Annotated in this window: 19 protein-coding genes and 1 pseudogene; 12 read left to right on the top strand and 8 right to left on the bottom strand. The window is 63.3% G+C overall.

Features of this window, described 5'->3' with window-relative positions:
* Nucleotides 1–5 precede the first annotated feature (5 nt).
* Nucleotides 6–1616: a flavin monoamine oxidase family protein gene (locus BLQ92_RS12285; RefSeq protein WP_090684711.1), complete on the bottom strand. Its 1611-nt coding sequence runs from the start codon at nucleotides 1614–1616 to the stop codon at nucleotides 6–8.
* A gap of 114 nt (nucleotides 1617–1730) precedes the next feature.
* Nucleotides 1731–3662: a thiamine pyrophosphate-binding protein gene (locus BLQ92_RS12280; protein WP_090684709.1), complete on the bottom strand. Its 1932-nt coding sequence runs from the start codon at nucleotides 3660–3662 to the stop codon at nucleotides 1731–1733.
* A gap of 1076 nt (nucleotides 3663–4738) precedes the next feature.
* Between BLQ92_RS12280 and BLQ92_RS12275 the strand changes: the two genes are divergently transcribed.
* Entirely contained in the window at nucleotides 4739–5458 is a 720-nt protein-coding gene (locus BLQ92_RS12275) for an autoinducer binding domain-containing protein (RefSeq protein ID WP_090684707.1), read from the top strand.
* A gap of 45 nt (nucleotides 5459–5503) precedes the next feature.
* Here BLQ92_RS12275 and BLQ92_RS12270 read toward each other — a convergent pair whose 3' ends face one another.
* Together BLQ92_RS12270 and BLQ92_RS12265 are read right to left on the bottom strand one after the other, a co-directional pair.
* The gene (locus tag BLQ92_RS12270) at nucleotides 5504–6046 is read right to left on the bottom strand and encodes an AidA/PixA family protein (protein WP_090684705.1); all 543 of its coding nucleotides are present in this window, start codon (nucleotides 6044–6046) and stop codon (nucleotides 5504–5506) included.
* Between the two features lie 110 nt (nucleotides 6047–6156).
* The gene (locus BLQ92_RS12265; RefSeq protein WP_090684703.1) at nucleotides 6157–6660 is read right to left on the bottom strand and encodes an inclusion body family protein; all 504 of its coding nucleotides are present in this window, start codon (nucleotides 6658–6660) and stop codon (nucleotides 6157–6159) included.
* A 214-nt stretch (nucleotides 6661–6874) separates the two neighbouring features.
* Here BLQ92_RS12265 and BLQ92_RS12260 point away from each other — a divergent pair, with 214 nt between their 5' ends.
* The 8 genes and pseudogenes from BLQ92_RS12260 (at nucleotide 6875) to BLQ92_RS12230 (ending at nucleotide 11758) form a co-directional block, all read left to right on the top strand.
* Nucleotides 6875–7093 (top strand): hypothetical protein, encoded by a 219-nt coding sequence (locus BLQ92_RS12260; RefSeq protein WP_090684700.1) that lies wholly within the window; start codon nucleotides 6875–6877, stop codon nucleotides 7091–7093.
* Nucleotides 7094–7203: 110 nt separating this feature from the next.
* Nucleotides 7204–7344 (top strand): annotated as a pseudogene (locus BLQ92_RS40640) (SAM-dependent methyltransferase); the annotation flags it as partial.
* Between the two features lie 199 nt (nucleotides 7345–7543).
* Nucleotides 7544–8329, top strand: coding sequence for a type I methionyl aminopeptidase (gene map / locus BLQ92_RS12255; RefSeq protein WP_090684698.1), 786 nt, complete (start codon nucleotides 7544–7546; stop codon nucleotides 8327–8329).
* Nucleotides 8330–8480: 151 nt separating this feature from the next.
* Nucleotides 8481–9014 carry a GNAT family N-acetyltransferase gene (locus tag BLQ92_RS12250; RefSeq protein WP_090684696.1) on the top strand — a complete coding sequence of 178 codons (534 nt, stop codon included), beginning with the start codon at nucleotides 8481–8483 and terminating at the stop codon, nucleotides 9012–9014.
* Between the two features lie 160 nt (nucleotides 9015–9174).
* Entirely contained in the window at nucleotides 9175–10014 is an 840-nt protein-coding gene (minC, locus tag BLQ92_RS12245; protein WP_090684694.1) for a septum site-determining protein MinC, read from the top strand.
* A gap of 91 nt (nucleotides 10015–10105) precedes the next feature.
* Nucleotides 10106–10921: a septum site-determining protein MinD gene (gene minD / locus BLQ92_RS12240; protein ID WP_090684692.1), complete on the top strand. Its 816-nt coding sequence runs from the start codon at nucleotides 10106–10108 to the stop codon at nucleotides 10919–10921.
* A 14-nt stretch (nucleotides 10922–10935) separates the two neighbouring features.
* Nucleotides 10936–11190 (top strand): cell division topological specificity factor MinE, encoded by a 255-nt coding sequence (minE, locus tag BLQ92_RS12235; RefSeq protein WP_074263652.1) that lies wholly within the window; start codon nucleotides 10936–10938, stop codon nucleotides 11188–11190.
* Between the two features lie 256 nt (nucleotides 11191–11446).
* The gene (locus BLQ92_RS12230) at nucleotides 11447–11758 is read left to right on the top strand and encodes a YXWGXW repeat-containing protein (protein WP_090684690.1); all 312 of its coding nucleotides are present in this window, start codon (nucleotides 11447–11449) and stop codon (nucleotides 11756–11758) included.
* A 389-nt stretch (nucleotides 11759–12147) separates the two neighbouring features.
* Here the strand turns inward: BLQ92_RS12230 and BLQ92_RS12225 are convergent, their stop codons facing one another.
* Entirely contained in the window at nucleotides 12148–13545 is a 1398-nt protein-coding gene (locus BLQ92_RS12225; RefSeq protein WP_090684687.1) for a chloride channel protein, read from the bottom strand.
* Between the two features lie 216 nt (nucleotides 13546–13761).
* Here BLQ92_RS12225 and waaC point away from each other — a divergent pair, with 216 nt between their 5' ends.
* Together waaC and BLQ92_RS39960 are read left to right on the top strand one after the other, a co-directional pair.
* The gene (gene waaC, locus BLQ92_RS12220; RefSeq protein ID WP_090684684.1) at nucleotides 13762–14817 is read left to right on the top strand and encodes a lipopolysaccharide heptosyltransferase I; all 1056 of its coding nucleotides are present in this window, start codon (nucleotides 13762–13764) and stop codon (nucleotides 14815–14817) included.
* A gap of 567 nt (nucleotides 14818–15384) precedes the next feature.
* A complete protein-coding gene (locus BLQ92_RS39960; RefSeq protein WP_175772264.1) occupies nucleotides 15385–15522 on the top strand; it encodes a hypothetical protein in 138 nt (45 codons plus the stop codon).
* 156 nt (nucleotides 15523–15678) lie between these two features.
* Here the strand turns inward: BLQ92_RS39960 and BLQ92_RS12210 are convergent, their stop codons facing one another.
* From BLQ92_RS12210 to BLQ92_RS12200, 3 genes are all read right to left on the bottom strand, one after another.
* On the bottom strand, nucleotides 15679–15858 hold the full coding sequence (locus BLQ92_RS12210) for a hypothetical protein (RefSeq protein ID WP_090684681.1): 180 nt from the start codon (nucleotides 15856–15858) through the stop codon (nucleotides 15679–15681).
* A gap of 204 nt (nucleotides 15859–16062) precedes the next feature.
* Nucleotides 16063–17370 (bottom strand): MFS transporter, encoded by a 1308-nt coding sequence (locus BLQ92_RS12205; RefSeq protein WP_090684679.1) that lies wholly within the window; start codon nucleotides 17368–17370, stop codon nucleotides 16063–16065.
* Between the two features lie 367 nt (nucleotides 17371–17737).
* Complete coding sequence (locus BLQ92_RS12200; RefSeq protein WP_090684676.1) at nucleotides 17738–18271, bottom strand: energy transducer TonB family protein; 534 nt, start codon at nucleotides 18269–18271, stop codon at nucleotides 17738–17740.
* A gap of 426 nt (nucleotides 18272–18697) precedes the next feature.
* On the opposite strand from BLQ92_RS12200, the gene BLQ92_RS12195 reads away from it, so the two are divergent.
* Nucleotides 18698–26020 carry a non-ribosomal peptide synthetase gene (locus BLQ92_RS12195; protein WP_090684673.1) on the top strand — a complete coding sequence of 2441 codons (7323 nt, stop codon included), beginning with the start codon at nucleotides 18698–18700 and terminating at the stop codon, nucleotides 26018–26020.
* Nucleotides 26021–26068: the final 48 nt, after the last annotated feature.

Here is a 26068-nt window from a genome sequence, read left to right as displayed (position 1 = left end):
TGGTCCTAAGCCAACGGTTCGATCCCGAATTTCTTCAGCAGCAGATCTGCCGTCTGCAAGGCGCCTTCAACCCAGCCCTGCGCATCCGAATAAGCTTCGCCGCAGATGAATAGCGGATGGTTGGCAAGCGGCTGCACGATCTGCTGTTTGACCTCCCAGCTCTTGACCCCGATGTTCCAGCTGTTCCACCCGCCGCCATACGGATCGTCGCCCCAGTCCCGGAAGGCGGCGTTGCGCACCTCCGGCGTATACGACAAGCCGTGCACGGTGGCCAACTGCCGCGCCGCTTCGGCAACCATCCGCCGCGGCGCCCGATAGGTGGACCACTCCAACTCCTCGGCCCGGTCGTTATCGACGCCGATAAATGGATCCGCCAGCAGCGGCACTTCGTGATTGCCCCGGCGCGGCTGGCGGCGCTGCGGCCGCAGGCCATCCCAGAACCCGATGTTGGTACCGTCGTCGTAGCTGGCCAATAACATCGACGGTCCTGCGGTCGCGGGCTTGCCGTTTGACTTCGGCCAGTAGTAAACCTGTCGCACGGGCAGATCCGTGACTGAGCGTCCTGCCTCGACCGGGATGAACTCCGAGGTGCCGGACGGGTTGGTCTGCGTGTACCCGGACGCCCGCCACCACGGGTTGTTGTAGGTCGTGAACAGCTTGAACAGCGGCCGCGGCGTCACGCTCGACGTCAGTCCCTGGATCTCCTGCAGCAGTGGGCTGGTCTGCTCCAGCAGGTCGATCGAGCGTCGCGGCATCGCCAGGATCGCTTGCCGCGCCCGGATCCGCTTGCCCTGTGCCTGAAACTCGAAGGCGCCGTCGACCCATTCGAGCCCCGACACCGACGCCCCCAGCCGCACCTCGCCGCCTGCGTGCATAAACAGGTTGGCCATCGACTTCGGCACTTCCTGGAAGCCCTTCGAAAAACCCCGGTAGCGCGCGTTGACGCCGAAGTCGGACAGGTACCAGGGAATCGCGTCGGCCGCGTTCCAGTTGGTCAGCGTCGAGTTGTAGCCGCCCGCGTCGACGCCGAGCTGGTATGCCTCGCTATTGATCACGCGCAGCAGCACGTTCCAGAAGCCTTGCTTGTACAGCGGCTCGCCTGCGAAGCTGGCCTGCTGCGCCATCTGCCGCCGCTCGTCTTCGGTCAGGTTGGATGCGGTGATCCCGGGGACGATCTGCTCGATGGCGTTGATGATGATGCTGCCTGCGGTTTCGCCGCGATCGAGGAACGACAACTGGTAGGGCACCTTGTGCGGCTCTTTGGTGAAATCCGCCAGCCGCAGATAGACGCCGCGCAAATAGGCCAGGTTGACCGGCTCGTCAACCGGGAAATCGTAGAGTTCGATCTGCTCGGCCGGCGGCAGGGTATCGTTCAGCGTCTTGATCAGTTGCGCAATCAACGGCTGCACGGCGGGCAGGATGCGCATGCCGCCGAGCTCCGCGACCATGTCCGGAATGTCGGGTGGCCGCACGGACAGCAGGCGCCCGCCGATCCGGTCGCTGGCTTCAAAGACCACGATCCTGCGGTTCGTGTCGGCCTGCTTGAGGCGCCACGCACTATAGACGCCCGACACTCCGGCGCCGATGACGGCGATATCGATGTTTTCGTCGGCCATGATTTCCAGTCCTCCTGTTGCGGATTGTTGTGAGCGGTGCTTCCGGTGGTCCTGAGGGGGTGCTCGTTGCTCATCGAGCGCACGGCGTGGAGCCGCGCGCATCGGCTTGCGACATCAGAAAATCACGGGCAGGTTCGGCGTCGGACCGTCTTCGCCGTTTGCCGTCAGTCTCATCAGCGCCTCGCGGTGGAATACGTCGAGCGGCGGCTGCTCGACGTAACGGCGCAGCGCCGTGCTGCGGGTTTTCTGGGTCGGCGGTGTGGGCGGCGGATCGCCCGCGGTTCGCATGTCGAGGATGTACGGTTGACGCCGCTGCAGGACATGGTCGATGCCCCGCCGCACGGCGGCGCGAACGTTCTCCGGATGCTTTACGGTTTCACCCTCGAGCCCGCCGAAGGCCTGGGCCAGCGACACGAAATCAGGTGCGGGCCGGCCGATCCGCAGATACTCGGGGTCATCGGTTTTGGGTTTCCAGCCATACCCCGGCGCCGAGCCGTACGCGGCGATCACCTGCTGCAAGCCGAGCTGCAAGGTGTGGTACTCGTGATTGTTGGTGATGATGTAGAGGACGCCGAGGTCGTGATGGCCGGCGGTCCACCACGTCTGCGGGTAGAACAGCGAGGAGCCGTCGCCAACCGCGTTGATCACGAGGTCGATGTCGATGCCTTGCCAGCCGCTTTGCTCGAGCTTGATGCCGAGCGAGGCGGGCATCGACCAGCCGAGCGAACCGCCGCCGACGCAGTAGTAGCTGATCGGCGCGGCGCCCTCGGTACCTAATGGCAGCAGGTACTGGAACGGCGCAGGGTCGGACACGGCCTCGTGGACATAGACGAACTTCTTGCCAAGGCCGCGCGCCAGGATCTCGTGGCGCAGCGCGTTGGCTATCGCCACCGCCCAGATCTCTTCCTGCTTCATGGCATCCGCGAGGTACCCATCCCACTGCACCCGGCGCTCGGCGTCAAGCTCGCGCAGCCGCGCGTTGCGCGCACTCGCGCCGTGCGGCTGCTGCTGGCGCACGAGATCGTTGATCAACGGCAGCGTGGCTTTGATGTCGCCGAACAGAGCGGCTTCGCCGTAGTAGTTCTTGCCGATGTCCCAGGTGTTGTTGCTCAGGTAGACCTGCTGGACATGGGGCGGGATGAGCGGGCCGTCCGAATACTTGAAGATCGTGACCTGCGCCTGGTTGCTGAAACCCACCAGGAATGCGACGTCGTGCTTGGCGAAGGTTTGTTGCACACCTGCCTGGGTGCCGGGCAGTTCGCCTTGCCAGTGGTAGTCGTCGTTGGGGAAATTGGCGACGCTGCTGAAGGTCTGCAGCAACACCGGTGCGCCGATCAGCTCGGCGAGCTGTTGTAGCTCCGGCCACGCGCTTGCATAACCGATCGCGTCGCCGCCGACGATCAGCGGGTTATTCGCCTGTGCGAGCAGGGTAGCGGCCTGAGCGATCGCGGCCGCATCGGCTGTGAAGCGCGGCGCGATCCGTGTGATGCCCGGCAAGCGATCCGCGTCGCTGATCCGGCGCATCGTAAATTCCCACGGGATCGACACGAACACCGGACCGTTCGGCGGGGCGATCGCTTCCTTGAACGCGCGCTGCAAAACCAGCGGCAATTCTTCGGCCGCGCGAACCTCATGCGCCCACTTCGTATATTGCCGCGCAATATCGACGAGATTCGAGGCGAGGATCGGCTCCTGGGTCACCAGCTCGTTCTGCTGCTGGCAGCAGAGGATGACAAGCGGCACCTGCGAGCGGCACGCATTGAACAGGTTGCCGATTGCATGCGCAATGCCGGGTGTCACGTGCACGACGACGACACCCGGCTTGTTGGTCATGCGTGCCGAACCCATTGCGGCACCCATCGCGATGTTCTCGTGCAGGCACTCGATGTACTGGACTTGATTCTCCGCATAAGACGTACCGTCGATGATCGGAATCTCATTGGTACCGGGCACGCCGAAGATGAAATGGATGCCGAGTTCGCGCAATGCATCGAACACATAGTCGCGCGCCCACCGTTGTTGCCCGTCCTGGGTCTCGCTTGCCATGGCTTCTCCTTAAGAGGAAATGCTGGTTTGACGCGCAGTCGGGTCGGGACGCTCGATGCCTGGGTTCGCTGACGGACAGAGGCATCGAGGCATGGCAGACATCCTCAGCGCGTGGTCATTACAGCTTGGCGGGGAGCCGGCCGTAACTGGAAGGTTTGACAGGTGGGGCGGGCGCAGGCCGGCGTGGGTCGCGCGGGATTCGATAGCACGACGGCCGGTTGGCCAGGTCGCGTACCGGGCCGCTACTGTCATCTCTGACAGTTACCCGCTCGATAGGTGGCCAGGATAATCGCACGTTGTGAGTAGGGCTGCAGGCGGTGCAATGCGATTAGTGATGCTCGCGCGTCGGCGAGCAAGAGTGCCGTCCTGCATTGCGCTAATAAGCATAGCGAAATAATATGCATGGAGCGAGACGACCATGAAAGCACACTTGTCGCTTATCGGCTGTGCGCGCCGTTGCCGCAGTGAATCGCTGACGTGCAGCCCAACGAGGGAAGTCGATGATTGCGTGGCAGGCTCAGTCTGGCCGTAGACAGCGCCTGTCGGCTTCGCCACAGCGGTGTTGAGAGACCCGCGACGGGTACTCGTGAACAACCCCCTCCCCAAGATTTTTTTACCTGACCGGCGAGTGCTTTACGGTGACGTAGGGCACTCGAAAGGGCAGTGTAAAAATATCAACTCCATCCACCCACCCAATGCACCGTTCCTTTTAATTCTCGATTGCGTCTGGGTACGCGCTTTTCAAGCGCTGCGGCCAATAAAGTAATAAGTCGTAATTTATGTCGATTGATGTGCTCAAGTGCACGTATATCATAGTCGCTTCTCTCAAGCGATCTCTAAAGCATAGGGCTGTCAATGCTGCATGCCTTTTGGCGGGCTGTGGCCGATCGGCTATGAATAATCGTGGAGTTTGCTCATAAATCAATTATGCATTGAGGCATGGCATACCAATCAGATAAATCGAACTCAGCAATTAAAAAATGCATCGCGCAAGCGATCGCGTAGAATAAATACTTATAATTTAAATTTATATTGAGCTATCATTGAATCTGTCGTTGCGGAGCACAGGAAGAGTAATGGAACCGCGCTTTCACGAGGCTTTTGAGCAGTTTCGTACGTCGAGGGACGAATGCCAGCTGTTTCAGAAGATTGCCGCTTTTGCCAGGCAGATCGGCTTCGAATACTGTTGCTACGGACTCCGGTTGCCAGTACCCGTATCCAAACCTGCTGTTTCCATTTTCGACACTTACCCCCGTGGCTGGATGGCGCACTACCAGGCCAGTGGCTTTCTGAACATCGACCCGACAGTCAGCGCAGGAATGCGTCGAACGGAACTGATCGTCTGGCCCGAAGCCGCGCGTGATGACGCGTCCCGCCTCTGGTCCGATGCGCATGATTTCGGCCTGACGGTGGGGGTGGCGCATTCGAGCTGGGCCGCGCAGGGCGCGTTCGGGCTTCTGACAATGTCGCGCCGGGCTGGTGTGTTGACGCCCACTGAGCTTGATTCGCTCGCGCTACCCATGAGCTGGCTGGCGAATGTGGCGCATACGCTGATGAGCAGATTTGTTCTGCCCACGCTTGCTCCCGAAAGCTGCGCGACGCTAACCGTGCGTGAGCGCGAAGTGCTGTGCTGGACTGCCGAGGGAAAGACGTCGCACGAGATTGGGCAGATCCTGAGTATTTCAGAACGTACGGTCAATTTTCACGTCAACAACGTGCTGCTGAAGCTGGCCGCCACCAACAAGACGCAAGCAGTCGTCAAGGCGATCGCAATGGGACTGATCCATTCGTCGTGATAGTACGACCAGCCACGCCACCCTGCCGGGCGGCCGCCCAGGTCGCTACCCGGCTGATAGCTCAAGCAGCAGTTTGCAGCGGAAACATCCAAGAACGTTGGCATCGCGATCCGTGATCGTGATATCGATGAGCGCTTCGACCGAATCGTGAGCGACGACGTGCGCGTGCCAGAAGTGATCCAGCGAATGGCGCCGCTCGGGCTGCATCGGGTCCTGGGTGTGTGGCACGAAGATCTCGGCCTTGTCATGAACCACCAGTTGCGGCTGCGTCAACGTTTGCTCATCGGCTAGCCGGATTGAAGTCAATAACACGGAATGCTCAGCACGCAGCGCCAGCGTGGCAAGCCGCAGTCGCAATTGCGATCCAAGCGGGGCGCTCACGCGGAACAGTCCGTTGTTGGTTGCCACCAGCTCGCCAGCTTCGGGCGCGAGACAGTAGCAGCAGTCGGCATCGGCCACAGACGGCGCATCGGGTGCGTGGCTCGCATCCGGATAGCGCGACAGCAGCGTGGCCGCATCGAAGACGAGCAGTGCATCGACGCCATGAGGCGTGGTGTCATGGTGGGGCTGCGATTGCGGCTGGGACATCATCGCTCCTGCTTTGACGGTGAGGGGAAGCGGTCGACCGCTGGCCGACCGCCTTGCGTGCGTCACGACCACGGGCCTCCTTCAAGGAGCCGCGATCGCGTAGCGCATGCTTAGCTGTTGCGGATGCTGATGAACGGATCCCATTGGTAGCAGCCGCACAGATTGCCGCTGCGATCGAGGATCATGAACTGGAAGTGATAGGTGACGCGGCCGGACTTGAGCGTTTCGCAGGACCAGAAGTAGTTCGAGACGGTCTGCTTGTTGGGCTGGGTCGGGTTCGACGGATTCGGCACCGGGATCGTCACCTCGGCCTGACGCGGCGACGGCGGCGAAATCAGGTCGTTGCCTTGATTGCCGATGAACTTATAGAAAATGCAGGTCTGTTCAAAGCCGAGCGAGAGCGAGGTTTCGCGCCAACGGATCACGTCGCCGACGGTAGCCGCGACATCGAGCTCTCCACCCGCCTGGCCGCTGACCACGTTATTTTGATTCACGATCATGAAGATGTGCTTGAAGTCGATAAGCGGCGGATTGTTCAGACTGTTGTTTCTGCCGTAGCGGTCGACAATCGTCTTGGTATCGATGCTGACTAACACGTCTGTGACTTGGGACATATGCGCTCCATGAAGGAAGAGTGAGACAACGTCAACGAACTGGACTGCGGTATGTTTATAGTTCGCGCCGACATGCCCGCCTAGCTGTTAGAAATCACAGGATGTGGCTCGCATTGCGTGAGTCGTTGTGGCGACTTCCAAACCTTCGCGCCACTCATCCGCCGGAGTAAAATTGCCGCATCGGCGACCCGCAACAAAACCCACTGGTGCAGCAATGAACACACCCCCCGACGAGCAGCGCCCGCGTAAGCGTCTTTCAAACCGGACGCTGACTATCCTGACGTGGCTGGTGGCGCTTCTGACGCTCGGCGCCGGCGTCGGCTGGCTCGTCTATAGCTACTTCGTCGATCTGGAAGTGCCTTACTTCGCCATTCCACTGGTCCTGTGCGTGCCGGTGATCGTGGCCGTCGCGTTCCGTAACATGTGGGACTAGCGTCTTAGGCTCCTTCGAGCCTGCGCGCCGCAAACGCCGCGTGGCTGCCGCCCCCTAAACCCAACGCCTTCTACGCGCGTTGGCTGGACCCGAGTTTCACGTACTCGAGTGCACTGTTCGACGCAATCCGCACCCAGGGCTTCGACGAAACGTTCGTGCGAACCTAGCGTCTGTATCTCGCGTATTGCGAGGCGGGCTTCGATGAAGGCCGTACAGACGTGATGCAGTTCGTGCTGGCCCCGGCGTGCTGAGATAACTCGTCGCAAAAGGCGATCAGCCGGCTTCGCGCGGCTCTTGCCGCCATCCTCTGTACAATTCCCTGATCCACGACCGGAGAAGGGGGGCTCGTGCGGGCGCCTGGCGCCGCCTTGCAACCCACCCGGTTCGCCTTCCGCACACGAACGCGGGCGCCGCTGTAGCGCCTTGCGTTCACGAACGAGTTCCGATTTCATGGCCATTACCTACAAGACTCCCGAGGACCTCGCCGCGCTGCGCATCGCCGGACGTCTCGCGGCCGACGTGCTCGCGATGATCGGCGAACACGTGCGCGCCGGCGTCTCGACGGACGACCTCGACGCGTTGTGCAACGACTACATCGTCAATACGCAGAAAGCGATCCCCGCGAACGTGGGCTACCTGGGCTTTCCGAAGACGGTCTGCACCTCGGTCAACCAGGTGGTGTGCCACGGCATTCCGAACCGCTCTGAAATCCTCAAGGACGGGGATATCGTCAATATCGACGTGGCGGTCATCAAGGACGGTTATTTCGGCGACACCAGCCGCATGTACTGCGTGGGCCAGCCGAGCACGGTGGCGCGCCAGCTGATCGATACCACCTATGAAGCGATGGTCGCCGGCATCCGCCAGGTGAAGCCGGGCGCGACGCTGGGCGATGTGGGTCACGCGATCCAGAAGATCGCCCAGCGCGACGGTTTTTCGATCGTGCGCGATTATTGCGGGCATGGCATCGGCAAGGTCTACCACGAGGATCCGCAGGTGCTGCACTACGGCCAGCCGGGGCAGGGCGTGCGTCTGAAGCCGGGTATGGTGTTCACAATCGAGCCGATGATCAACGCCGGACGGGCCGGCACGTCGGTCCTGCGCGACGGCTGGACCGTGGTCACCAAGGACCGCTCGCTGTCCGCTCAATGGGAGCATATGGTGGCGGTGACGGAGGACGGCTTCGAGCTGATCACGCCATGGCCGGACGGTACGGGCCACTACGAGGCGCCATAACAGGGCAGTCGCCGGCGGCGGGGCGCTCGCTCGATGGCCGCCAGGTGGCCGCTGTCAAGCTCGCCCGCACACAAATCGAGAAATAAGGATTTGACTCGCGCGCCGGTTCGGTTAAAGCTACGCCTTAGTGTTACAAGGGGTTTTCGTCTGCATGAGTCCGTCATTGACCGTTCGCCGTATCGCCGCTGATCAGGGCGCAGTTTTCCGCGAACTCCGTACTGCGTCGCTGCGCGAGGCGCCCTATGCCTTCGGCGAGACGCTCGAGGACGCGCTGTCGGCTGACGCCGCAAGCTTCGACTCCACCGCTGCAGATCACGCGGTCTCGCTGGTGGCCACCTCGTTCATCCTCTATACCGAAGGCCATCCCGCTGGTCTGATCGAAGCGCATTTCGAAGACACCGTGGCGCGCCGAGCGTTTGTCGGCGAGCTTTGGGTGGCGCCGGCGGTGCGTCATCTGCGTGGCGGCGAACTGCTTGTCAACACCGCCAGCGAATGGCTGGCCGCCGAGGGCGCTGAGGAAATCTACGCATGGGTGGCCGACGCCAACCGTACCGCCATGCGCTTTTACGAGCGCCTCGGCTTCGGTCCAACCGGCGAACACGCTCGTACCGCGCGCTGGCCCGACCAGTCTGAAAGCCTGCTGGTGCGCCACGTGCAGCGCGCCTCGCAAGCCTCCTCCCAGTGATCCGGCGAGCGGTCCCGCCGGGCGCCGCTCTCTTTCTCCCTGCGCTGCTACGGCGTCCGATGCCCCCGCCTGGGGCGCGGCCTTCTTTATTCCTATCGCCGAAAATACTGGCTCCCCGCGTGGACGCCTGTAAAATACGCAAAATTTTTTGCCGAACGCTATGTCGCCCAAGAAATCGCCATTTTTCGAACTCCGCAGTGGCAGTGTCGACACGCTCCTGTTCGTGGTCAAGACGACCGACCTCGACGCCATGCGTGCCGAACTGACCCGGCGCTTCGAGGCGACCCCCGAATTCTTCGCTAACGACGTCGTCGCCATCGACGTGCGGCGCCTCGCCGACGACGAGCGCGTGCCGCTCGCCGAGATCGCTGCGCTGCTCGACAGCGTGCGCATGCGCCCGGTGGGCGTGGTGGCGAACCCGCAGCAAGGCTGGGCCGCCGAGTCTGCGTTGCCCTTGCTCGAAGCGCGCGACCGGCGTGGCGCAGGCGCGAAGCCAGCGGGCGCAGAGGCCAATGAAGGCGCTGAGGATGGCGCGGCTGCTGGGCCGGCTCAAGGTGAACTGCCGATGGACGCGCCAGCGGCAGCAGCCGAGGCTGCGACAGCCGAGCCAGGCGCCGGTGCCCAGCCTGCCGCAGCCGGCGAAGCCGCCAAGCTCGTCACCTCGTCGCAGACCACGGTGGTCGACAAGCCGTTGCGCTCCGGCCAGCGCATCTATGCGAAGGGCGATCTGGTGGTGCTGGGCCTCGTCAGCTACGGGGCGGAAGTGATCGCCGAAGGCAATATCCATATTTACGCGCCGTTGCGCGGCCGGGCGCTGGCCGGTGTGCACGGCAACCACGACGCGCGCATTTTCTGCACCTGTCTGGAGCCGGAACTGATTTCGATCGCGGGAATCTACCGGACCACCGAGACGCCGCTGCCGGCGGATGTACTCGGCAAGCCGGTGCAGATCTGGCTCGATGAAGAAAAGTTGATGATTGAACCGCTGCGGCTCACCTGATCATCGGTTGCGCGCGCCGTGCCCGGCGCGTGCCTGATCCGGGCGCCGCCGGACTTATTTGAACGAATTTGACGAACACAGGGTAAGGGTAATGGCAAAAATCATTGTGGTGACTTCGGGCAAGGGTGGCGTGGGCAAGACGACCACGAGCGCGAGTTTTGCATCGGCCCTCGCGCTGCGCGGCAGCAAGACGGCCGTGATCGACTTCGATGTCGGCCTGCGTAATCTCGACCTCATCATGGGCTGTGAGCGCCGGGTGGTGTACGACCTGATCAACGTGATCCAGGGCGAAGCCAACCTGAACCAGGCGCTGATCAAAGACAAGAAGTGCGACAACCTCTTTATTCTCCCGGCTTCGCAGACGCGTGACAAAGACGCGCTGACCATGGAAGGCGTCGAAAAGGTCATCAACGACCTGATCGCGATGGACTTCGAATATATCGTCTGCGATTCTCCGGCCGGTATCGAATCGGGCGCGTTGCTGGCGATGCACTTTGCCGACGAAGCGCTGATCGTGACGAACCCGGAAGTCTCTTCGGTACGCGACTCGGACCGCATTCTCGGCATCCTGTCGTCGAAGACCAAGCGTGCGATCGAAGGCAAGGATCCGATCAAGGAACACCTCTTGATCACGCGCTACAACCCGAAGCGCGTCAGCGAAGGCGAAATGCTGTCGCTCACCGACATTCAGGAAATCCTGCGTATCGACCTGATCGGCGTGATTCCGGAATCGGAAGCGGTGCTGCATGCGTCGAACCAGGGCCTGCCAGCCGTGCACCTCGACGGCACTGATGTCGCTGAAGCCTACAAGGATGTCGTGTCGCGTTTCCTCGGCGAGCAGAAGTCGCTTCGCTTTACCGATTACCAGAAGCCAGGCCTCCTGCAGCGCCTCTTCGGCACCAAGTAAGGGGAGCGCACGTAATGTCGATTCTTTCGTTTTTGCTGGGCGAGAAGAAGAAGTCCGCGTCAATAGCGAAGGAACGCCTGCAGTTGATCATCGCGCATGAGCGCGCCGGCGGCCATGCGCCTGCCGATTACCTGCCTGCGTTGCAACGCGAACTCGTCGCCGTGATTTCCAAGTACGTGAAGATTTCCGATGAGGATATTCGCGTCAGTCTCGAGCGCCAGGACGACCTCGAAGTGCTCGAGGTCAAGATTGAAATTCCGCAGGCCTGAGTTCCGACGGTCTGTTTGCATGACCTCTGATCCCCACCCCTCGCCGTCGCGCTGGCGGGGTGGCAGCGTCCGTTCGCTGTGCTTTCCGCAGTGCGCCTTGACACGGGCTTGCCTTTGTTCTTTAACAGACTAGCCACAGCGGAAATATTCGGTTGCACTTGAGGGCAGCGCGTTACGTCTAGCGCGTCAGCCGAAATGACCTCTCGCGCATTAAACGGATAACGCCTCCACCGGCGCTTTTATAAAAGAGGGGAATATGAACAAAACTTTTCGCTTGCTGCTCGCCCAGGCTTTGTTGATCGCCGCGGGTGCCTCGGTTGTCGGTTCGGCCAGCGCTGCAGAAGTCGTCGTGATCGCGCCGTCGGCTCCGCCGCCGGTGCGTTATGAAGCGGTGCCGGCACCGCGCCATGGCTATGTCTGGGATCACGGCCACTGGCGCTGGGACCACGGCCAGTACGTGTGGGTGCCGGGTCACTGGCAGCCCGAGCGCGTCGGCTATCACTGGGTGCCGGGCCACTGGGTTGCACACGGTCCGAACTACCACTGGGTCGAAGGACACTGGGCTTAACACTACTCGGCGCCGCGTTGCGTCGGCAACGCGCGCACGCTGTCTGAGCTGCGTGGCGGGACTTGCCTGAGTGCATCCCGCGCGCGGCGCTGCGGGCCTGCTATGGCCCGCACCCCACCTAATCTGAGCATGCCGCCAAGGCCGCGCTTTATCCGCGCGTAGGCCGGTTGCGCGCTCGCGGAGAGAAGCAAATGAAACGGAATCTTTTGGCAATTGCCTTGCTGGCCATCACGCTGGCCGGCTGTGTGGTGGTGCCGGCGCGGCCGGTGTATGTGCGGCCTGCGCCTGTCGTCATCTATTGATTGAGTGGGTGAACTGGGTGGTGTCCGGACCAGCGCTTAGCGGCCCGGCGCCGGCCGGGCCTGCGCCGCGGCGGGCGCTGTGACGATCTACCGGGGCGGCGTATCGACGGGGCCGGCTGCGTTCGCTTCGGGCTCGTCGCCGATCAGCGCCTCGGGCACTTCCGGAACAGGAGCCGGCGCCGGTTGCGGCAGCGGCGCCATATAGCGCTGCGACAGCGCTTCATAAAGCGGTGGCGCAAAGAGCCGCGATACGCGGCTGGCGATCAGCGCAGTCGCCATCAACGAGATCACCAGCGCGTGGCCGTTGATCATCTCCATCACGATCACGAACGACGTAATCGGCGCCTGTGTGACGGCGGCCAGATAGCCGACCATGGCGAGCGCGATCAGCATCTGCAGTTGCATGCTGCCGAACACCATGTGCAGCAGGTTGCCGAAGCCCGCACCGATCGACAGCGACGGCGCGAAGATCCCGCCTGGGATGCCCGGCAGATACGAGCCGACCATCGAGATCATCTTCAGGAACGGATAGAACACCGACAACTGCTCGCGACCGTCGAGCAGTCCGCGCGCTTCCGCGTAGCCGCTGCCGAAGGTCACGCCGCCGGAGATCAGGCCGACCAACGCGATCGCGAGGCCGCACAGCGCGGCAAATGCGACCGGCCGTTCGCTATGCAGTTGACGTAACGGCGCTGGAATCCAGCGCCCGGTGTTGAGCAGCAGCCAGCAAAAAGAGCCGCCGGCGATGCCGGTCACGATGGCGGTGAGCACCACGGCCACCGCGAGCAGATCCGGAAAATGCGTACCGATCTGGATCGTGCCGAAATAGGTGTAATTGCCGTTCAGGCCGAGCGCGATCACACCGGCGATGATGATCGCGGTAATCAGCACGCCGCTCGCGCGCGCCTCGAAGCTGCGCGTGAGTTCCTCGATGGCGAAGACGATCCCGGCCAGCGGTGTGTTGAACGCCGCGGACAAGCCCGCCGACGCGCCCGCCAGCACCAGTTGCCGTTCGATCAGCGCGTTCGAGCGCGGATAGAAGCGCCGCAGGTTGAACATCAGGGCCGCGCCGACCTGGACCGTCGGTCCTTCGCGGCCAATCGTAAAGCCGCCGAGAATAGCGAGGAACGAGACGGCGATCTTGCCGAACAGGATGCGAAACGACAGAAGGCGCGAGCCGTATTCGCCGGGCCTCCCGTGCAAGGTGGCGATCACCTGCGGGATGCCGCTGCCCTCCGCGCCGCGAAAGAATTTACGTGTGAGCCATACGGACAAGGCCGCGACGGCCGGCGTGACGAACAGCGGCAGCCAGACGTGCTGGTGCTGGATGGCCTGGAACTGCGCGTAACCGAAGTCGATAAGCCGGGCGTAGAGGACGGCGACCAGGCCGACGACGATCGCGCCGAGCCAGAACACGCCGTACTGGCGCCACAGGCGGCGCGTGCGCCGGGCGACGTTGGAAGTCAGAGGTGGGAATGCCCGCATAAGACTTTTGCTCAGGCAAAACGCTGATTATAGCGACCGATCCACGTGCTTGTCCGGCTGTATGGAAATTGAAAAGAAATAGACAGGTGGCGCCGTCGGGTGATAATCGGCGTGCGCCGTGCTGGGCCGCGCCGCGGCAAATCCGCTGCGGCGTGTATGAGATGAAAGAATGGTCGGCTAAAATAGCGCTGCGACCGATACTGTAACGGGCTACTAATGAAGCGAATTCTTATCGTCAAGGTGACTTCACTAGGCGATATTGTGCAGGCCCTTCCGGTCATTGCCGACATCAAACGTGCCTTTCCGGGGGTGCAGGTCGACTGGGCTGCGGACGAAGCGTTTGCCGAAGTGGTGCATTGGAGCCAGAGCGTCGACCGCGTCCTGTGTGCACCGTTGCGTCGCTTCAAGAAAGCGCGCCGCTGGGCGGATTTCAAGGCGATCGCGGCGTCGATCGGCGAGTTGCGGGCCTACCGCTACGACTACATCATCGACATTCAGGGCGTCTACAAGAGCGCGATCATTGCCTTTCTGGCGCGCTCGTCGCGCCGCTTCGGCTATCGCAACAAGGATCTCGGCGAACGCGGCGCCGCGTTCGCCTATACGGGCCGCTTCGGTCCGCGTCCGCTCGGCAACGCCTGGCAAGGCATGCGCATCAGCGTCGGCGAGGTGCTGGGATACCAGCCCGAAGGCCCCGCCGTCTACGATCTGAAACTGCCCGAAGCCGGTGCTCCGGTGTTCGACGCGGCGGACTCGTCCGCTGCAACTGCGGCGCCGATCGCCGCGCTGTTTCACGCCACCTCCAAAGACGACAAGAAATGGCCGGTCGCGCACTGGGCCGCGGTGGGATGCGAACTGGTGCAGCGCGGGTTTCGTGTCGTGCTGCCGTGGGGTTCGTCCGGCGAGCGCGAGGCGGCCGTTGAAATCGCCGCGCAGGTGCCGGGGGCGACGGTGCTGCCGCAACTGAGCGTGACGGAGATTGCCCAGATGATCGACGCCTGCTCGCTCGTCATCGGCACGGATACCGGTTTCGTCCACGTCGCGCATGCCCTGCAAAAGCGCACGGTGATGATCTTTGTCGCTACCTCACCGGAGCATTTCGGCATAGAGGCGCCGTTCCGCTCCATTTCGATCGGTGACGGCCATTCCGTGCCGCCGGTCAGCGAAGCCTTGCAGGCCATCGACTACGTGCATACCTATCCGCTCAATGCCGCAGAGGTTGCTGCTGCCACGGCGGCAGCCGTGGCGCTGAAACAGTCCGCTACCGCCGCCTGAGTGAAACAGTCCGCTACCGCTGCCTGAAGCGGTTCTTTATACGGCCGCTGCGCGCGGCCGTTCCTCGCACCTGCGCGCCGCCATCCATCGCTGCCCATTGCTTGCCGCCAAAAGAAAAAAGGCGCGACGCACAGTTCGCCCAAGCCAATGAGCGCTGCCACGGCACGCCTCGGAAAGCGCCCGCGTTGGGAAACGACGAGCGCTGAGGATCCAGCAATGAACACAACAGAACTGCACCAGACAGACCCGTCGCCGCGCACCAAGTTCAATCATCCGTGGCAACCGCGTCTGCAGACGCTCGCCGTCGGGCGATCTTGCGCGCAACTGTAGCGGCGCATTACACGGCTGTTAAAAGTGTCGCTTTTCGTTGGCTGCATGCACGCTGCTTACGCGCGCGCAGCACGCGCAACGGCTCGTGCGCTGCCCCCATGCCTGCGAATGCCGCAAAACCTGTAACGCGGCGCACATCATCACTTACAAAATGCAACGCCCGCGCGAGGCCGCATCGTGTCCAATCGACAGCATTCGAGGTTCGCTCGAATACCACTGAAACGACGGGAGAACGACGTGAAACGCGACTTGAAACGCTTGACGATGACTTTGATTGCGGGCGCGCTGCTGGCTGCTGCGCTGGGAGGTTGCGTAGTCGCACCGGCGCCGGGGTATTACGGCGGGGGCTATTACCACCACGGCTACTACTACTGATAAACGGGGGAGTCGCGCATGCATTGCATGCAGTGGCATGGGAGGGAAGGGCTGAAAAGCCGGCAGCAGGTGACGCCGTCGCATGCCCGGTATGTGCCGGACATGCGACGCTCGCCTGCATAGCGAGCAGGCGTTCGGCCAAGCGTTGGGTTGGAGCTAGCTCAGCATCATCTCGAACGCGACCACCGCGACGATGGCGGCCGCATTCGCAGCGAGCGCTTCCAGCACGATGGCTTTCCAGCTCGCAGGGCGGAAGCGGATGGCCAGCAGCAGCGAACACAGCAGTGCCAGCGCAATGATCATCACGACGTCTGAGTTCTGGAGATAAAGCCGCATGGTGGCCTCCTGGCTTTTCGGGTAGCGGGCCGAGTATTTCTTTGGGTCCGCGACGAGTATCTGGCCCGAGTATAGGCGCGCCAAAAAGGCGTGCAAGACAGGGAACTCACCAGGTGGGCACGAGGTGGCCGCAAGGGGGAAGTGCGCGAGAAAATGCGCGCTGCGCTGCCCGCGCATGGCGGACAGCGAGCGCCGCAAGCGCGCTTACATCAGGTGCGCGTCGCGCGTCTCGCGCATGCACAGCACACCCAGCAGACTGACTGCCGCGGCAATCGAGACATACGCGCCGACCCACGTCAGCCCGCCGTGAGCAGCCAGCACCTGAGCAATGTACGGCGCCACCGACGCGCCGAGAATGCCGCCCAGGTTGTACGACACGCCTGCACCGGTATAGCGCACGTGAGTCGGGAACAGTTCCGGCAGCAGCGCGCCCATCGGTGCAAAAGTCACGCCCATCAGGAACAGTTCGATCACGAGGAACAGCAGCACGAGCGGCATCGAGCCGCTGCCGAGCAGCGGCGCCATCGTGAAGCCCGACAGGATCGCCGCGATGATGCCGGCGATCAGCACCGGCTTGCGGCCGTAGCGGTCGCTCGCCCAGGCGGACAGCGGCGTGGCGAGCGCCATGAACAGCACCGCGATGCACAGCAGGCCAAGGAAGCTCTGCCGCGGAATGTGCAGCACCGAGACGCCGTACGACAGCGAAAATGTCGTCGCGTTATAGAACAGCGTGTAGCACACCACCATCGCGAGGGCGCCCAGCAGGGTCGGCCAGCCGTGCTGCGCGAGCAGCGTGGCGATCGGCACGGCGACGCGCTCCTTGCGTTCGATGGCCGCGCGAAACGCTGGTGTCTCAGCGATCTTCAGGCGCACGTACAGACCGAGCGCGACGAGCACCGCGCTGACGATGAACGGCACGCGCCAGCCCCAACTGCGAAACTGTTCATCGGAGAGCGATAGTGCGAGGCCGAAGAAGAGGCCGTTGGAGGCCAGAAAGCCAATCGACGGTCCGAGTTGCGGGAACATGCCGAACCAGCCGCGCTTGCCGGCCGGGGCGTTCTCGGTGGCGAGCAGCGCCGCGCCGCCCCACTCGCCGCCAAGGCCGATCCCCTGGCCGAAACGCAAGATGCACAGCAGGATTGGAGCCAGGCTGCCGATCGAGTTGTAGCCGGGCACGAAGCCGATCAACGTGGTCGAGAGGCCCATCACCAGCAACGAGGCCACGAGAGTCGACTTGCGGCCGATACGGTCGCCGAAATGGCCGAACAGGAACGAGCCGATCGGTCGCGCGACGAACGCAATGCCGAAGGTGACGAAGGCGGATAGCGCCTGCGCAGTCGCCGAGCCATGCGGGAAGAATACCGGTCCGATGACGAGCGCGGCGGCAGTCGCATAGACGTAGAAATCGTAGAACTCGATCGCGGTGCCGATGAAGCTCGCAAAGATGATCCGTCTGGTGCTGTTTTGACCGGCCGCGTCGGGCCGGGTCGCGGAAATCGGCGAAGTGGACATTCAAGGTCTCCTGTTGCGTGACGCTGCGCGGCGCGCCTGGTGGGCGGCGTGCGGACACGGCGTCTTTTGTTTGGATTCGTATGCGCCGCGGCTAGACGGCCTGCGCCGGCAGGACGTTACACGGACAACGATGCGATAGCTTACAACGACCGGCGATGGCCGGCGTGCCGGCTCCGGCTAAGCCAGGGAAAGACCAGCGGGAGCGCTGCGGCAGTGCCGGCGCGAATGGCCGGACAGCGCGCTGCACAGCGCGCGGGTGGCGCGGCGACGCGAGGGACAGGCGGTGCGGCGCCCACGGGTGAGCAGGCGGCGACAGCCATGCCGGACGGGCCGGCGAAGGGATCGGAAAATTATAGCTTGCGGCGCTTCACTCGATGTTCTGAGCTTGCGGCGAGGCGAACTCGCGGAGCTGGAACTTGCCGTTGTCGTTGAACAGCCAATCCTCGAATAACTCCACCTGGCCGCGTGTGTTGAGCAGCTTGGCAGGCGGCTGCGGCAGCGGCGCCGCACGACGCAGTGTCGCGAGCGCGGTGCCTTCGGCTTCGTCGTCGCCATTGGTGCGGTACACCGCGGACTGGATTACCTGGCCATCGCGGTCGACGGTGAACGAGACCACTACCAGCGAGCGCAGCATCGGCTGTAACGTGCCTTGCAGCACATACGACGGATTGCGATCGAGGATGCGCCGTGCGACTGCGATGCGGTATTGATCGAGCGATGCGCTGTTCACGGCGGCCGGTGGCGTAATCAGCACCGGTCGCTCAGGCGGCGTGATGGTGCAACCGGCCGCTGCTGCCGCAATCGCTAGCGCGAGAGCTGCACCGCGTGCGCGCGATGGCCACGAAGCGTCGCGCGCGGTGTGTGAGGTGATGCTGCGAAGGTGGCGTGTGCAGGTAGGCATCGCAGGCTCCGCTCGGTAGCAGGATGTAGTTTCATGGTAGTCAAATCCGGCCAGGTTTCAATCCGAGTTGGCCCTGTAGTGTGGCTTGCGTAACGGTCGTATGCCGGACGTCGGATAGCACCAGGGGAAAACGATGGGTGTGGTCGCTCTGAGATTTTTGCCGGCCACTTCGGACGCGCCCGGTTGATACTTTCTTTCGGCTTTCCGTCTGCGCTGTGCCGGCATTCGAATGCTAGCTAAGCGCTTGCCGTACGACGCGCTGCAATGACTTGTCTATCGGCCGCACAGAAATAAAAGGACTTCTAAGAGTGGTCTTATTGAGACGCGTGTCTTGTATCAATAACGTTTCCGGTGTCAATCGGCCGACGCAGCAGAACACCGTGCGCGTCGATCCAGGATGCTCAACACAGACACCGAGGTATACGTTTGGAACTCCAGTCCTTCGCCTTGACCCAGACCCAGGCCCGCATGCTGGCGAGCAGCGACGCCGCTCACAACCGCTGCGCCGTCTACCAGCTCGACGGACATCCCGATACGGCGCGGCTCGGCGCCGCCATTGCGCAGATCGTGGCGCACTGTCAGCCGCTGCGCTGCCGGACCATCGAATCCGAACGCGGCACGCGCTTCATCGTCGAACCACAATCGCACACCGAGCTGAAAGTCATCGACCTCGACGAGCATGACGATTTCGCCGCGCATTCGCTGATCGAAGGATTGTGTGCGCGCAATTTCCGCATGGACACGGGCGTGCCCTGGTCTTTCACGCTGTTGCGCGCGGGCAAAGGAAGCTATCTCGTGTTCGCCTGTCACGCGGCATTGCTTGATCGCTTTTCCCTCAAACCCTTGTTTGAAGCGCTGTCATCCGCGTACAACGGGGATAGCCTTGGGCCGGAGCTCGGCATCGATCAGCAGGGCCTGCTCGATGCCGAGCAGTCGCTGCTGGCCTGCGAGCGCTTGCAAGCCGACCTCGATTTCTGGATCGGCCAGATCGGCGAATCGTCATTCGAGTGGCATGCGCCTCGCCATGAAAACGATCTCGCCGGAAGCAGCTTTACGCGGCATCTCGACGCGCACGCCAGTCACGCATTGCGTCGTGAGGCCGCGGCGCTCGGCATGGCGCCCGAAGTCTTGCTGCTGTTGTCCTTTCATGTCTTGTTGAAGCGCCTTGCGGGTACCTCGACGATCCTGACCGCTTATCATCAGCGTGGCCGCATGCAGGGCCGCGACGGCGTTGGCTACGATGAGCGCTCGCGCATCCTCAAGAGCGAGTTCGACGATGCGATGACCTTGCGGCAATTCTTACGGCACGCAGCGGCACGCTTCGAGATGGCCGATTTCCACGCTGAGATTCCAGCCCTTGAGGTCCTGCGCGAGATGGAGCGCCGCGTGCCGGGTTTCGCCAGTCCGACCAACGTGCTCTGCGAAGCCGATACGCTGCCGTACGATGCGCTACGACTGGGTTCGTTGGATGCGTCGTTGCTGGTGCCGTTTTCGCGGCGCGCCGCGCAGCACGACATGGCGGTGTATCTGGATGTGCGTGAGCAGATTTCGTTTCATGTCCATAGCCGCCATCCGCAGGAGCTGGATGGATTGGGCCTTGCCTTCGAGCACTACCTCGCACTGCTGACGCGCATTGGCGACAGTCTCGAGCAGAAGATCAATGGGCTCGACCTGTACACGCCTGCGCTGCATGAGCGGGGGTGCGGATGGTCCGACGGCGGTCCGATGGCCGCACCTGCGCGTGATGTCCTCGAGCTGTTTGCCGAATCCGTGGGCCTGCACGGAACGAGCCCCGCAGTCAGCGGACCGGATGCGGTCTACAGTTACGCGCAACTGGCGGACGCGGCGCGCCGGATGGCGGCCGGTGTCGCGCCGGTGGCGGCGCCGGATGCGCTGATCGGCATTTGCGTGTCGCGTGGCGCCAGGATCGTCCCCGCGATGCTCGGCGTGCTGGAGGCCGGGGCCGGGTATTTGCCGCTCGATCCGCACATGCCCGACGAACGGCTGCACTACATCGCGGACGATGCGCAACTGAGCGCGGTGATCGTCGACGATGCGACCCACGCACGGATCGCGGCTGTTGTTCGCTGCCCGGTTCTGGTGCTCGACGACCTGCTGGCGGACGCCGGAACCCAAAGCAGCCCGGTAAGCCCAGCGAGCGCGCGAGCTGCGCGCTTGCCGATTGCCGCAGCGACACATATCGCCTACGTGATCTACACGTCGGGCACCACCGGCCAGCCCAAGGGTGTGGTGATCGAGCGGGGCATGCTGGCTCATTTCGTCGCCTCGCTCGCGGGCCGCTACGAGACTGGCCCGGGTACGCGCTGGCTGCAATTCGCGTCGGTCAACTTCGACGCCAGCGTGGTGGAGATCTTCAATCCGCTCACGCACGGCGGCCACCTGATCGTGGCTCCAGAGGAGGTGCGTGCGGACGCCGAGGCGCTGTTCGGATTTCTGGAAGCACGGCGCATCACCCACGCCTTCCTGCCGCCGGCCATCCTCAAACTGTTGCCGCGCCGTGCGCTGCCGGACCTGACCAGCGTCCTGTGCGGCGGCGAAGCGAGCGATGACGAGACGATTCGCTTCTGGTCGAAGCTGTTGCGCCTGTCGAACATCTACGGCCCGACCGAAACCACCGTGATGGCGACCGAAAATACCTTCGGCTGGCACAAGCTGGCCAATCAACTCGGGCGCCCCTTGCCGGGCTATCAGATTCACCTGCTGGACGAAACGGGGCAGGTTGCGCCGCTCGGCGGCGTCGGCGAGATCTGCATTGGCGGGGCGTCGGTGGCGCGCGGCTACCTGCGGCGCGTCGAGTTGAGCGAGCAGAAATTCCAGCCCAATCCATTCGGCGCCGGACGGCTCTATCGATCCGGCGACCTCGGGCGCTTTCTCCCGGATGGCGAGCTCGAGTTTCTCGGCCGCAACGACTTCCAGGTCAAGATCAGAGGCTACCGGATCGAGCTTGGCGAAATCGAGTCGAGCATCGTCGAACAGCCGGAAGTGCGTGCGGCGTATGTCGGCACCTGTGAGCGGCAGGGCGGCACGGCGCTGGTTGCCTGGTATGTTGGCGACGCCCTGAATCCTGCCGCGTTGCGCCGCCGCCTGGCGAGCCGCCTCGCGCATTACATGGTGCCGTCCTTTCTGATCCCGGTTGCCGCGTTGCCGCTGAACCTGAACGGCAAGATCGACCGCACGCGCTTGCCGCCGCCGCAAACCGCTCCCCTCGACAGCAGCACGCGTGAATTCGACGAGTTCGAACAAACGGTGCGCGCGATCTGGGCGGAGATACTCGAAGTGCCGGTAGACAGCATTGCCGGGGACAGTCATTTCTTCCAGATGGGCGGCCATTCTCTGCTGGCGATGCTGGCGTGCCATCGTCTGAGTTCGGCGCTCCATGCGCAGGTTCAGGTCAAGGCGCTGTTCGAAGATCCGCTCTTCGATGCGTTCTGCGCGCGGCTACGCGACGCTAGCCCGAGCGAGGCCGGGTTGCCGCCGCTTGTCCCGGTAGCTGCGGGTGCTGCTGGAGATGTTAAGCCCGTGCCGGTTGCAAGCCGCCTTGTGCGGATGATTCACAGCCGCTCAGTCAGCAAACCGAACGACTGTGCCTACACCATTGTGGTGCGGGTCGACTTCAGTTGCGAAACGCACCCGCTACGCTTGCACCAGGCGCTGACGAACGTGCTCGCCGCCGATCCGGTGTTTCGTGCGCAATTTGCCGAATGCGACGGGGAACTGCTGCTTTTTGCGTCGGCTGTGGCGACGCCGCAGATCAGCATTGCGAGCTGCGACGCGCAAGCCATTGCGGCGCGTGCCGATGTGCTGCGTGAGACAGCTTTGCCGCTAGAGTGTGCGCCGCTGTGGAGGGCGGAGTTGTTGCTCTGCCCGCAACACGGCAGCACGACGCTGCTGTTTTGCATCCACCATGCCATTTTCGACGGCTGGTCGCTGAAGCTGCTGCTCGACGAACTCGCGCTGCGCTATGACGGCCATACGGCAGTGCCAAACCGGCTGTCGTGGTTCGACTATTGCCAGTGGGCTCCGCAACTGGCCGCGTCGGTCCAGTTCGCTACCGCTCGCGAGTATTGGACCTGCAAGCTGGAGCACGCCACGTTGCGCGTCGAACTGCCGTTCGACAGGCTGCATCGCGCCGACAACGCGAACCGCTCGCTCGCGTTACCTGTCAGGCCGGCGCAGGTGCAGCGTCTCAAGCAGTTCGCCGAGGCGTCCGGCATGACCTTGCCACCTGTGTTGTTTGCGCTGCATCTGCTATGGCTCTGGCGAATCAGCGGCCAGGCGCAGCTTGCTTGCGCGTATCCTTCGGCCGGTCGTCTCGTGGCGGGGAGCGAAAGCATCTATGGGATGTTTGTGTCGATGGCGGTGCTGGTGCAGGACATCCGGACTCGCCAGTCCTTCGCCGATCTCGCGCGCGCGGTCCAGCGCCAGATGCTCGACGACCAGGACCATCTGCTAGCGTCCCCTTACGACACGGATAATCCGCGGCTTGGCGCACTGAACACGATTTTTAGCCTGCAGAGCGGCCTCGAGCTCGACGGACGGATCGGCGGTGCGCCGTACAAGGCGCGGGAGTTGCCGTCGCTGAGCTCGAAGGCGGACCTCTGCGCGATCTACTATATGCGGCCGGACGGCGGCCTCGAAGGCCGGATCGAATACGATAGCTCGGCGCTTGGCGCAGCGTCGGTCGAACGGATGGCCGAGGCGTTCCAGACCTTGTTCGAGGCGGTCTGCCAGAATCCCGCTGCGCAGGCCGGCGAGCTGCGCTATCTGAGCGAGCGCCAACATGCGCAATGTCTAGCGTTTTCGCGCGGCGCGCCGGTACCGGATGCACCGATGTCGATCCCGGTGCGCTTTGCCCGGGTCGTGGCCGCACACGCTACCCAGATCGCAGTGCGCTGCGGCGATCAGCGACTGAGCTATGGCGAGCTCGACGCACTCAGTCACAGGATTGCCACTGGCCTTGCGGCATGCGTGCCGGCTGGCACGCGCGTCGGTCTGAGCATGCAGAAGGGCACGCTGCTCGTCGCAAGCGTGCTTGGCATCCTGAAGGCGGGTTGCGCGTACGTCCCTCTCGACCCCGCGTATCCAGCGGAGCGGCTGCGCTACTTCGCGAGCAATTGCTCGGTTGCTACCGTTCTCGCAGATCCGCCCAGTCGCGACGCGCTCGCCTCCGCGGGACTTACCCAGTTGCGCTACCTGGACCCCGCGGCGCTGGCTCAGGCCGATCCGGTGCGGCTCGCCCCGGTCGTACCGGACGCGCTCGCGTATGTGATTCACACCTCGGGTTCGACCGGCCAGCCGAAGGGGGTGATGGTCGAACACCATAGCGTGGTCAGGATGACGGCTGGTGCAAGTGTCGCGCTCGAGTATGGGCCGGGCAGCATCAGCACGCTTGCCGCGTCGACCAATTTCGATGCGAGTGTCCTAGACATCTTTCTTGCGCTGCTGCACGGCGGCACGCTGGTGGTGCTGCCGGAAGAGGCGCGCCGCGATCCGCTGCTGATGCATCGCCTGCTCAAGGACGCGCGCGTTACGCACGCGTCGCTCGCGCCGGTCGTGGTGCAAAACCTGCCGCGCGAAGCCCTTCCCGATCTGCGGCTGTTGGGTTTCGGCGGCGATACGCTCGACGAAGCGAGCGCCGCGTGGTGGGCCGCGCACACCCGCTTGTTCAGCTTGTACGGTCCCACCGAGACGACGGTCATGGCATCGTGCGGCCAGGTGTTGCCGGGTGGTCCGAGCCGCATTATCGGCAAGCCGTTGCCTGGCTACTGTCTGTATGTCCTGAATGGGCAACAGCAACTCGCGCCGCCCGGCACGGTGGGCGAAATCTATATCGGCGGCGAGAATCTTGCTCGCGGTTATGTGAACCAGTCGGCGATGACGATGGAGCGCTTCATCGTCGATCCGTTCAGCCGGACGCCTTATGCCTTGATGTACCGGACCGGCGATCTCGGCCGCTTCCTGCCTGACGGCACACTCGAATACTTCGGCCGCAACGACGCGCAGGTCAAGCTGCGCGGCTTTCGCATCGAGCTGGGTGAAATCGAGAGCTGCGTGGCGGCAGCGCCGGGCGTGGAGCACGCCGCGTGCGCCGTGTGGGGCGACGGTGAGCAGCGCTACCTGGCCGCGTACTACGTGGCAAAACCGGACGCCAACGTCGCTGAAGCGGCGCTGCGCGAGCACGCGCAGGCGCGGTTGCCCGAGTACATGGTGCCGGCATTTTTCATGCAGCTCGATGCCATCCCTGCGTCGGCTAACGGCAAGCTCGATCGCAAGGCCTTGCCTGCGCCGGCCCCGCGTTGCGGCGGCGCGCCGCCGCACGCCGGCATCGAGCGTGGTGTCGCCGACATCTGGGAGGCACTCCTGCAGGTGCGCGGCATTGGCCGGGACGACAGCTTTTTTCGCCTCGGCGGCAATTCGATTCTTGCGGTGCGGATGCAGGCCGAAGTGCGCAAAGCGCTTGGCCTCGATTTCCACATGGCGAGTTTCTATCGGTCACCCACCATTGCCGCGCTTGCCGCCGAGCAGCATCAGGACATGATCGGACTTGCGATCAACGACGCGGCGACGCCAATCGCCATCAGTGATCTGGCGCCGCCGCTCGCCGAACTCACGCGGGCGACGCACACGGTGTCGCCGCGCGCGGTGCTGCTGACCGGCGCAAGTGGATTTCTCGGCATTTACCTGCTGCATGAATTGAGCCAGCAGGTGGACAAGGTTTATTGCTTGCAGCGCTGCGACCAGGCTGCCGCGGGGCTGGAAATATTAGTGAAGAAAGCAGCCGAGGCCGGTCTGAAGATCGACTTCTCCCGCGTGGAGGTGATTCCGGCCGATCTCGCCGCCACGGCTCTCGGTCTGGATTCAGCCGCGTGGCGTAGGCTTGCCGATAGCGTCGAGGCAATTCTGCACTGCGGCGCGTTCGTGCATCACCTGCACAGCTACGCCGAAATGAAGCAGGCGAATGTAGGCGGCACCGAGGCGCTGCTGCGTCTTGCGCTAACAGGGCGGCACAAGCCGCTGTGCTTCGTCTCGACCATGTCCGTGCCTGAGACGCTGAGCGGCGCGAGGTGGATCGAGGAGCGGGTGAGCGGGGCGCTGCCGCAACGGGATAACGGCTACCTGCTGAGCAAGTGGGTCGGCGAACAGCGCGTCGCCGAATGTGCGCGGCGCTTCGGACTGTCAGCGGTGATTGCGCGCGCAGGCAATATCACCGGCGACAGCCGCAGCGGCTACAGCAACTACGCGCACAATCACTTCTGGCTTTACAACAAGGGTTGTATCCAGTTGGGTGCCTATCCCGGCACGGGCCAGCAGATCGAGATGATGCCGGTCGACCGGCTTGCAGAGGCGGTGACGGCACTGGCGCTCCATCCCCGTGATGGCTTGCGGGTGGCGAATTTGAGCAATCCGGAAAAGCTCGCCGTAGATCAGTGGTTCGATGCATTCGCGCAGGCCGGTTTCCGCTTGCGACGGGAAGCGCCGGAGCAGTGGCAGCGGCGCCTCGCCGACGTGGATCCCGCGAATGGCCTGGCGCTGATTCGCGACTTCTACATTGGGGACCTGTCAGCGAGGCCGCTGCCGGTGGAGCAGACCGGCACGTTGGCGGAGCTGGCGAAGTACGGGGTCGATCTGAGCTTCGATTACCGCAGCCTGATTCGCCTCTATCTGACGTATCTGCGCGCGCAAGGGTTCATTGAGGAGCCTGCCCCTGCCCAGACGCAGCTTGTTTGAGCGGTTTCGCAGCCGGGCGGCGGGAGGCGAAGCAGTCGCCTCGATCTC

The organism is Paraburkholderia phenazinium (assembly GCF_900100735.1).
GTDB classification, from domain to species: domain Bacteria; phylum Pseudomonadota; class Gammaproteobacteria; order Burkholderiales; family Burkholderiaceae; genus Paraburkholderia; species Paraburkholderia phenazinia.
This window is presented reverse-complemented; position numbering and strand designations above follow the sequence as displayed.

Bases quoted from the DNA above. Each gene is read 5' to 3' on its own strand.
- BLQ92_RS12285 (WP_090684711.1), bottom strand. From the start codon at position 1,616: ATGGCCGACGAAAACATCGATATCGCCGTCATCGGCGCCGGAGTGTCG.
- BLQ92_RS12280 (WP_090684709.1), bottom strand. From the start codon at position 3,662: ATGGCAAGCGAGACCCAGGACGGGCAACAACGGTGGGCGCGCGACTAT.
- BLQ92_RS12275 (WP_090684707.1), top strand. From the start codon at position 4,739: ATGGAACCGCGCTTTCACGAGGCTTTTGAGCAGTTTCGTACGTCGAGG.
- BLQ92_RS12270 (WP_090684705.1), bottom strand. From the start codon at position 6,046: ATGTCCCAGCCGCAATCGCAGCCCCACCATGACACCACGCCTCATGGC.
- BLQ92_RS12265 (WP_090684703.1), bottom strand. From the start codon at position 6,660: ATGTCCCAAGTCACAGACGTGTTAGTCAGCATCGATACCAAGACGATT.
- BLQ92_RS12260 (WP_090684700.1), top strand. From the start codon at position 6,875: ATGAACACACCCCCCGACGAGCAGCGCCCGCGTAAGCGTCTTTCAAAC.
- map (WP_090684698.1), top strand. From the start codon at position 7,544: ATGGCCATTACCTACAAGACTCCCGAGGACCTCGCCGCGCTGCGCATC.
- BLQ92_RS12250 (WP_090684696.1), top strand. From the start codon at position 8,481: ATGAGTCCGTCATTGACCGTTCGCCGTATCGCCGCTGATCAGGGCGCA.
- minC (WP_090684694.1), top strand. From the start codon at position 9,175: ATGTCGCCCAAGAAATCGCCATTTTTCGAACTCCGCAGTGGCAGTGTC.
- minD (WP_090684692.1), top strand. From the start codon at position 10,106: ATGGCAAAAATCATTGTGGTGACTTCGGGCAAGGGTGGCGTGGGCAAG.
- minE (WP_074263652.1), top strand. From the start codon at position 10,936: ATGTCGATTCTTTCGTTTTTGCTGGGCGAGAAGAAGAAGTCCGCGTCA.
- BLQ92_RS12230 (WP_090684690.1), top strand. From the start codon at position 11,447: ATGAACAAAACTTTTCGCTTGCTGCTCGCCCAGGCTTTGTTGATCGCC.
- BLQ92_RS12225 (WP_090684687.1), bottom strand. From the start codon at position 13,545: ATGCGGGCATTCCCACCTCTGACTTCCAACGTCGCCCGGCGCACGCGC.
- waaC (WP_090684684.1), top strand. From the start codon at position 13,762: ATGAAGCGAATTCTTATCGTCAAGGTGACTTCACTAGGCGATATTGTG.
- BLQ92_RS12210 (WP_090684681.1), bottom strand. From the start codon at position 15,858: ATGCGGCTTTATCTCCAGAACTCAGACGTCGTGATGATCATTGCGCTG.
- BLQ92_RS12205 (WP_090684679.1), bottom strand. From the start codon at position 17,370: ATGTCCACTTCGCCGATTTCCGCGACCCGGCCCGACGCGGCCGGTCAA.
- BLQ92_RS12200 (WP_090684676.1), bottom strand. From the start codon at position 18,271: ATGCCTACCTGCACACGCCACCTTCGCAGCATCACCTCACACACCGCG.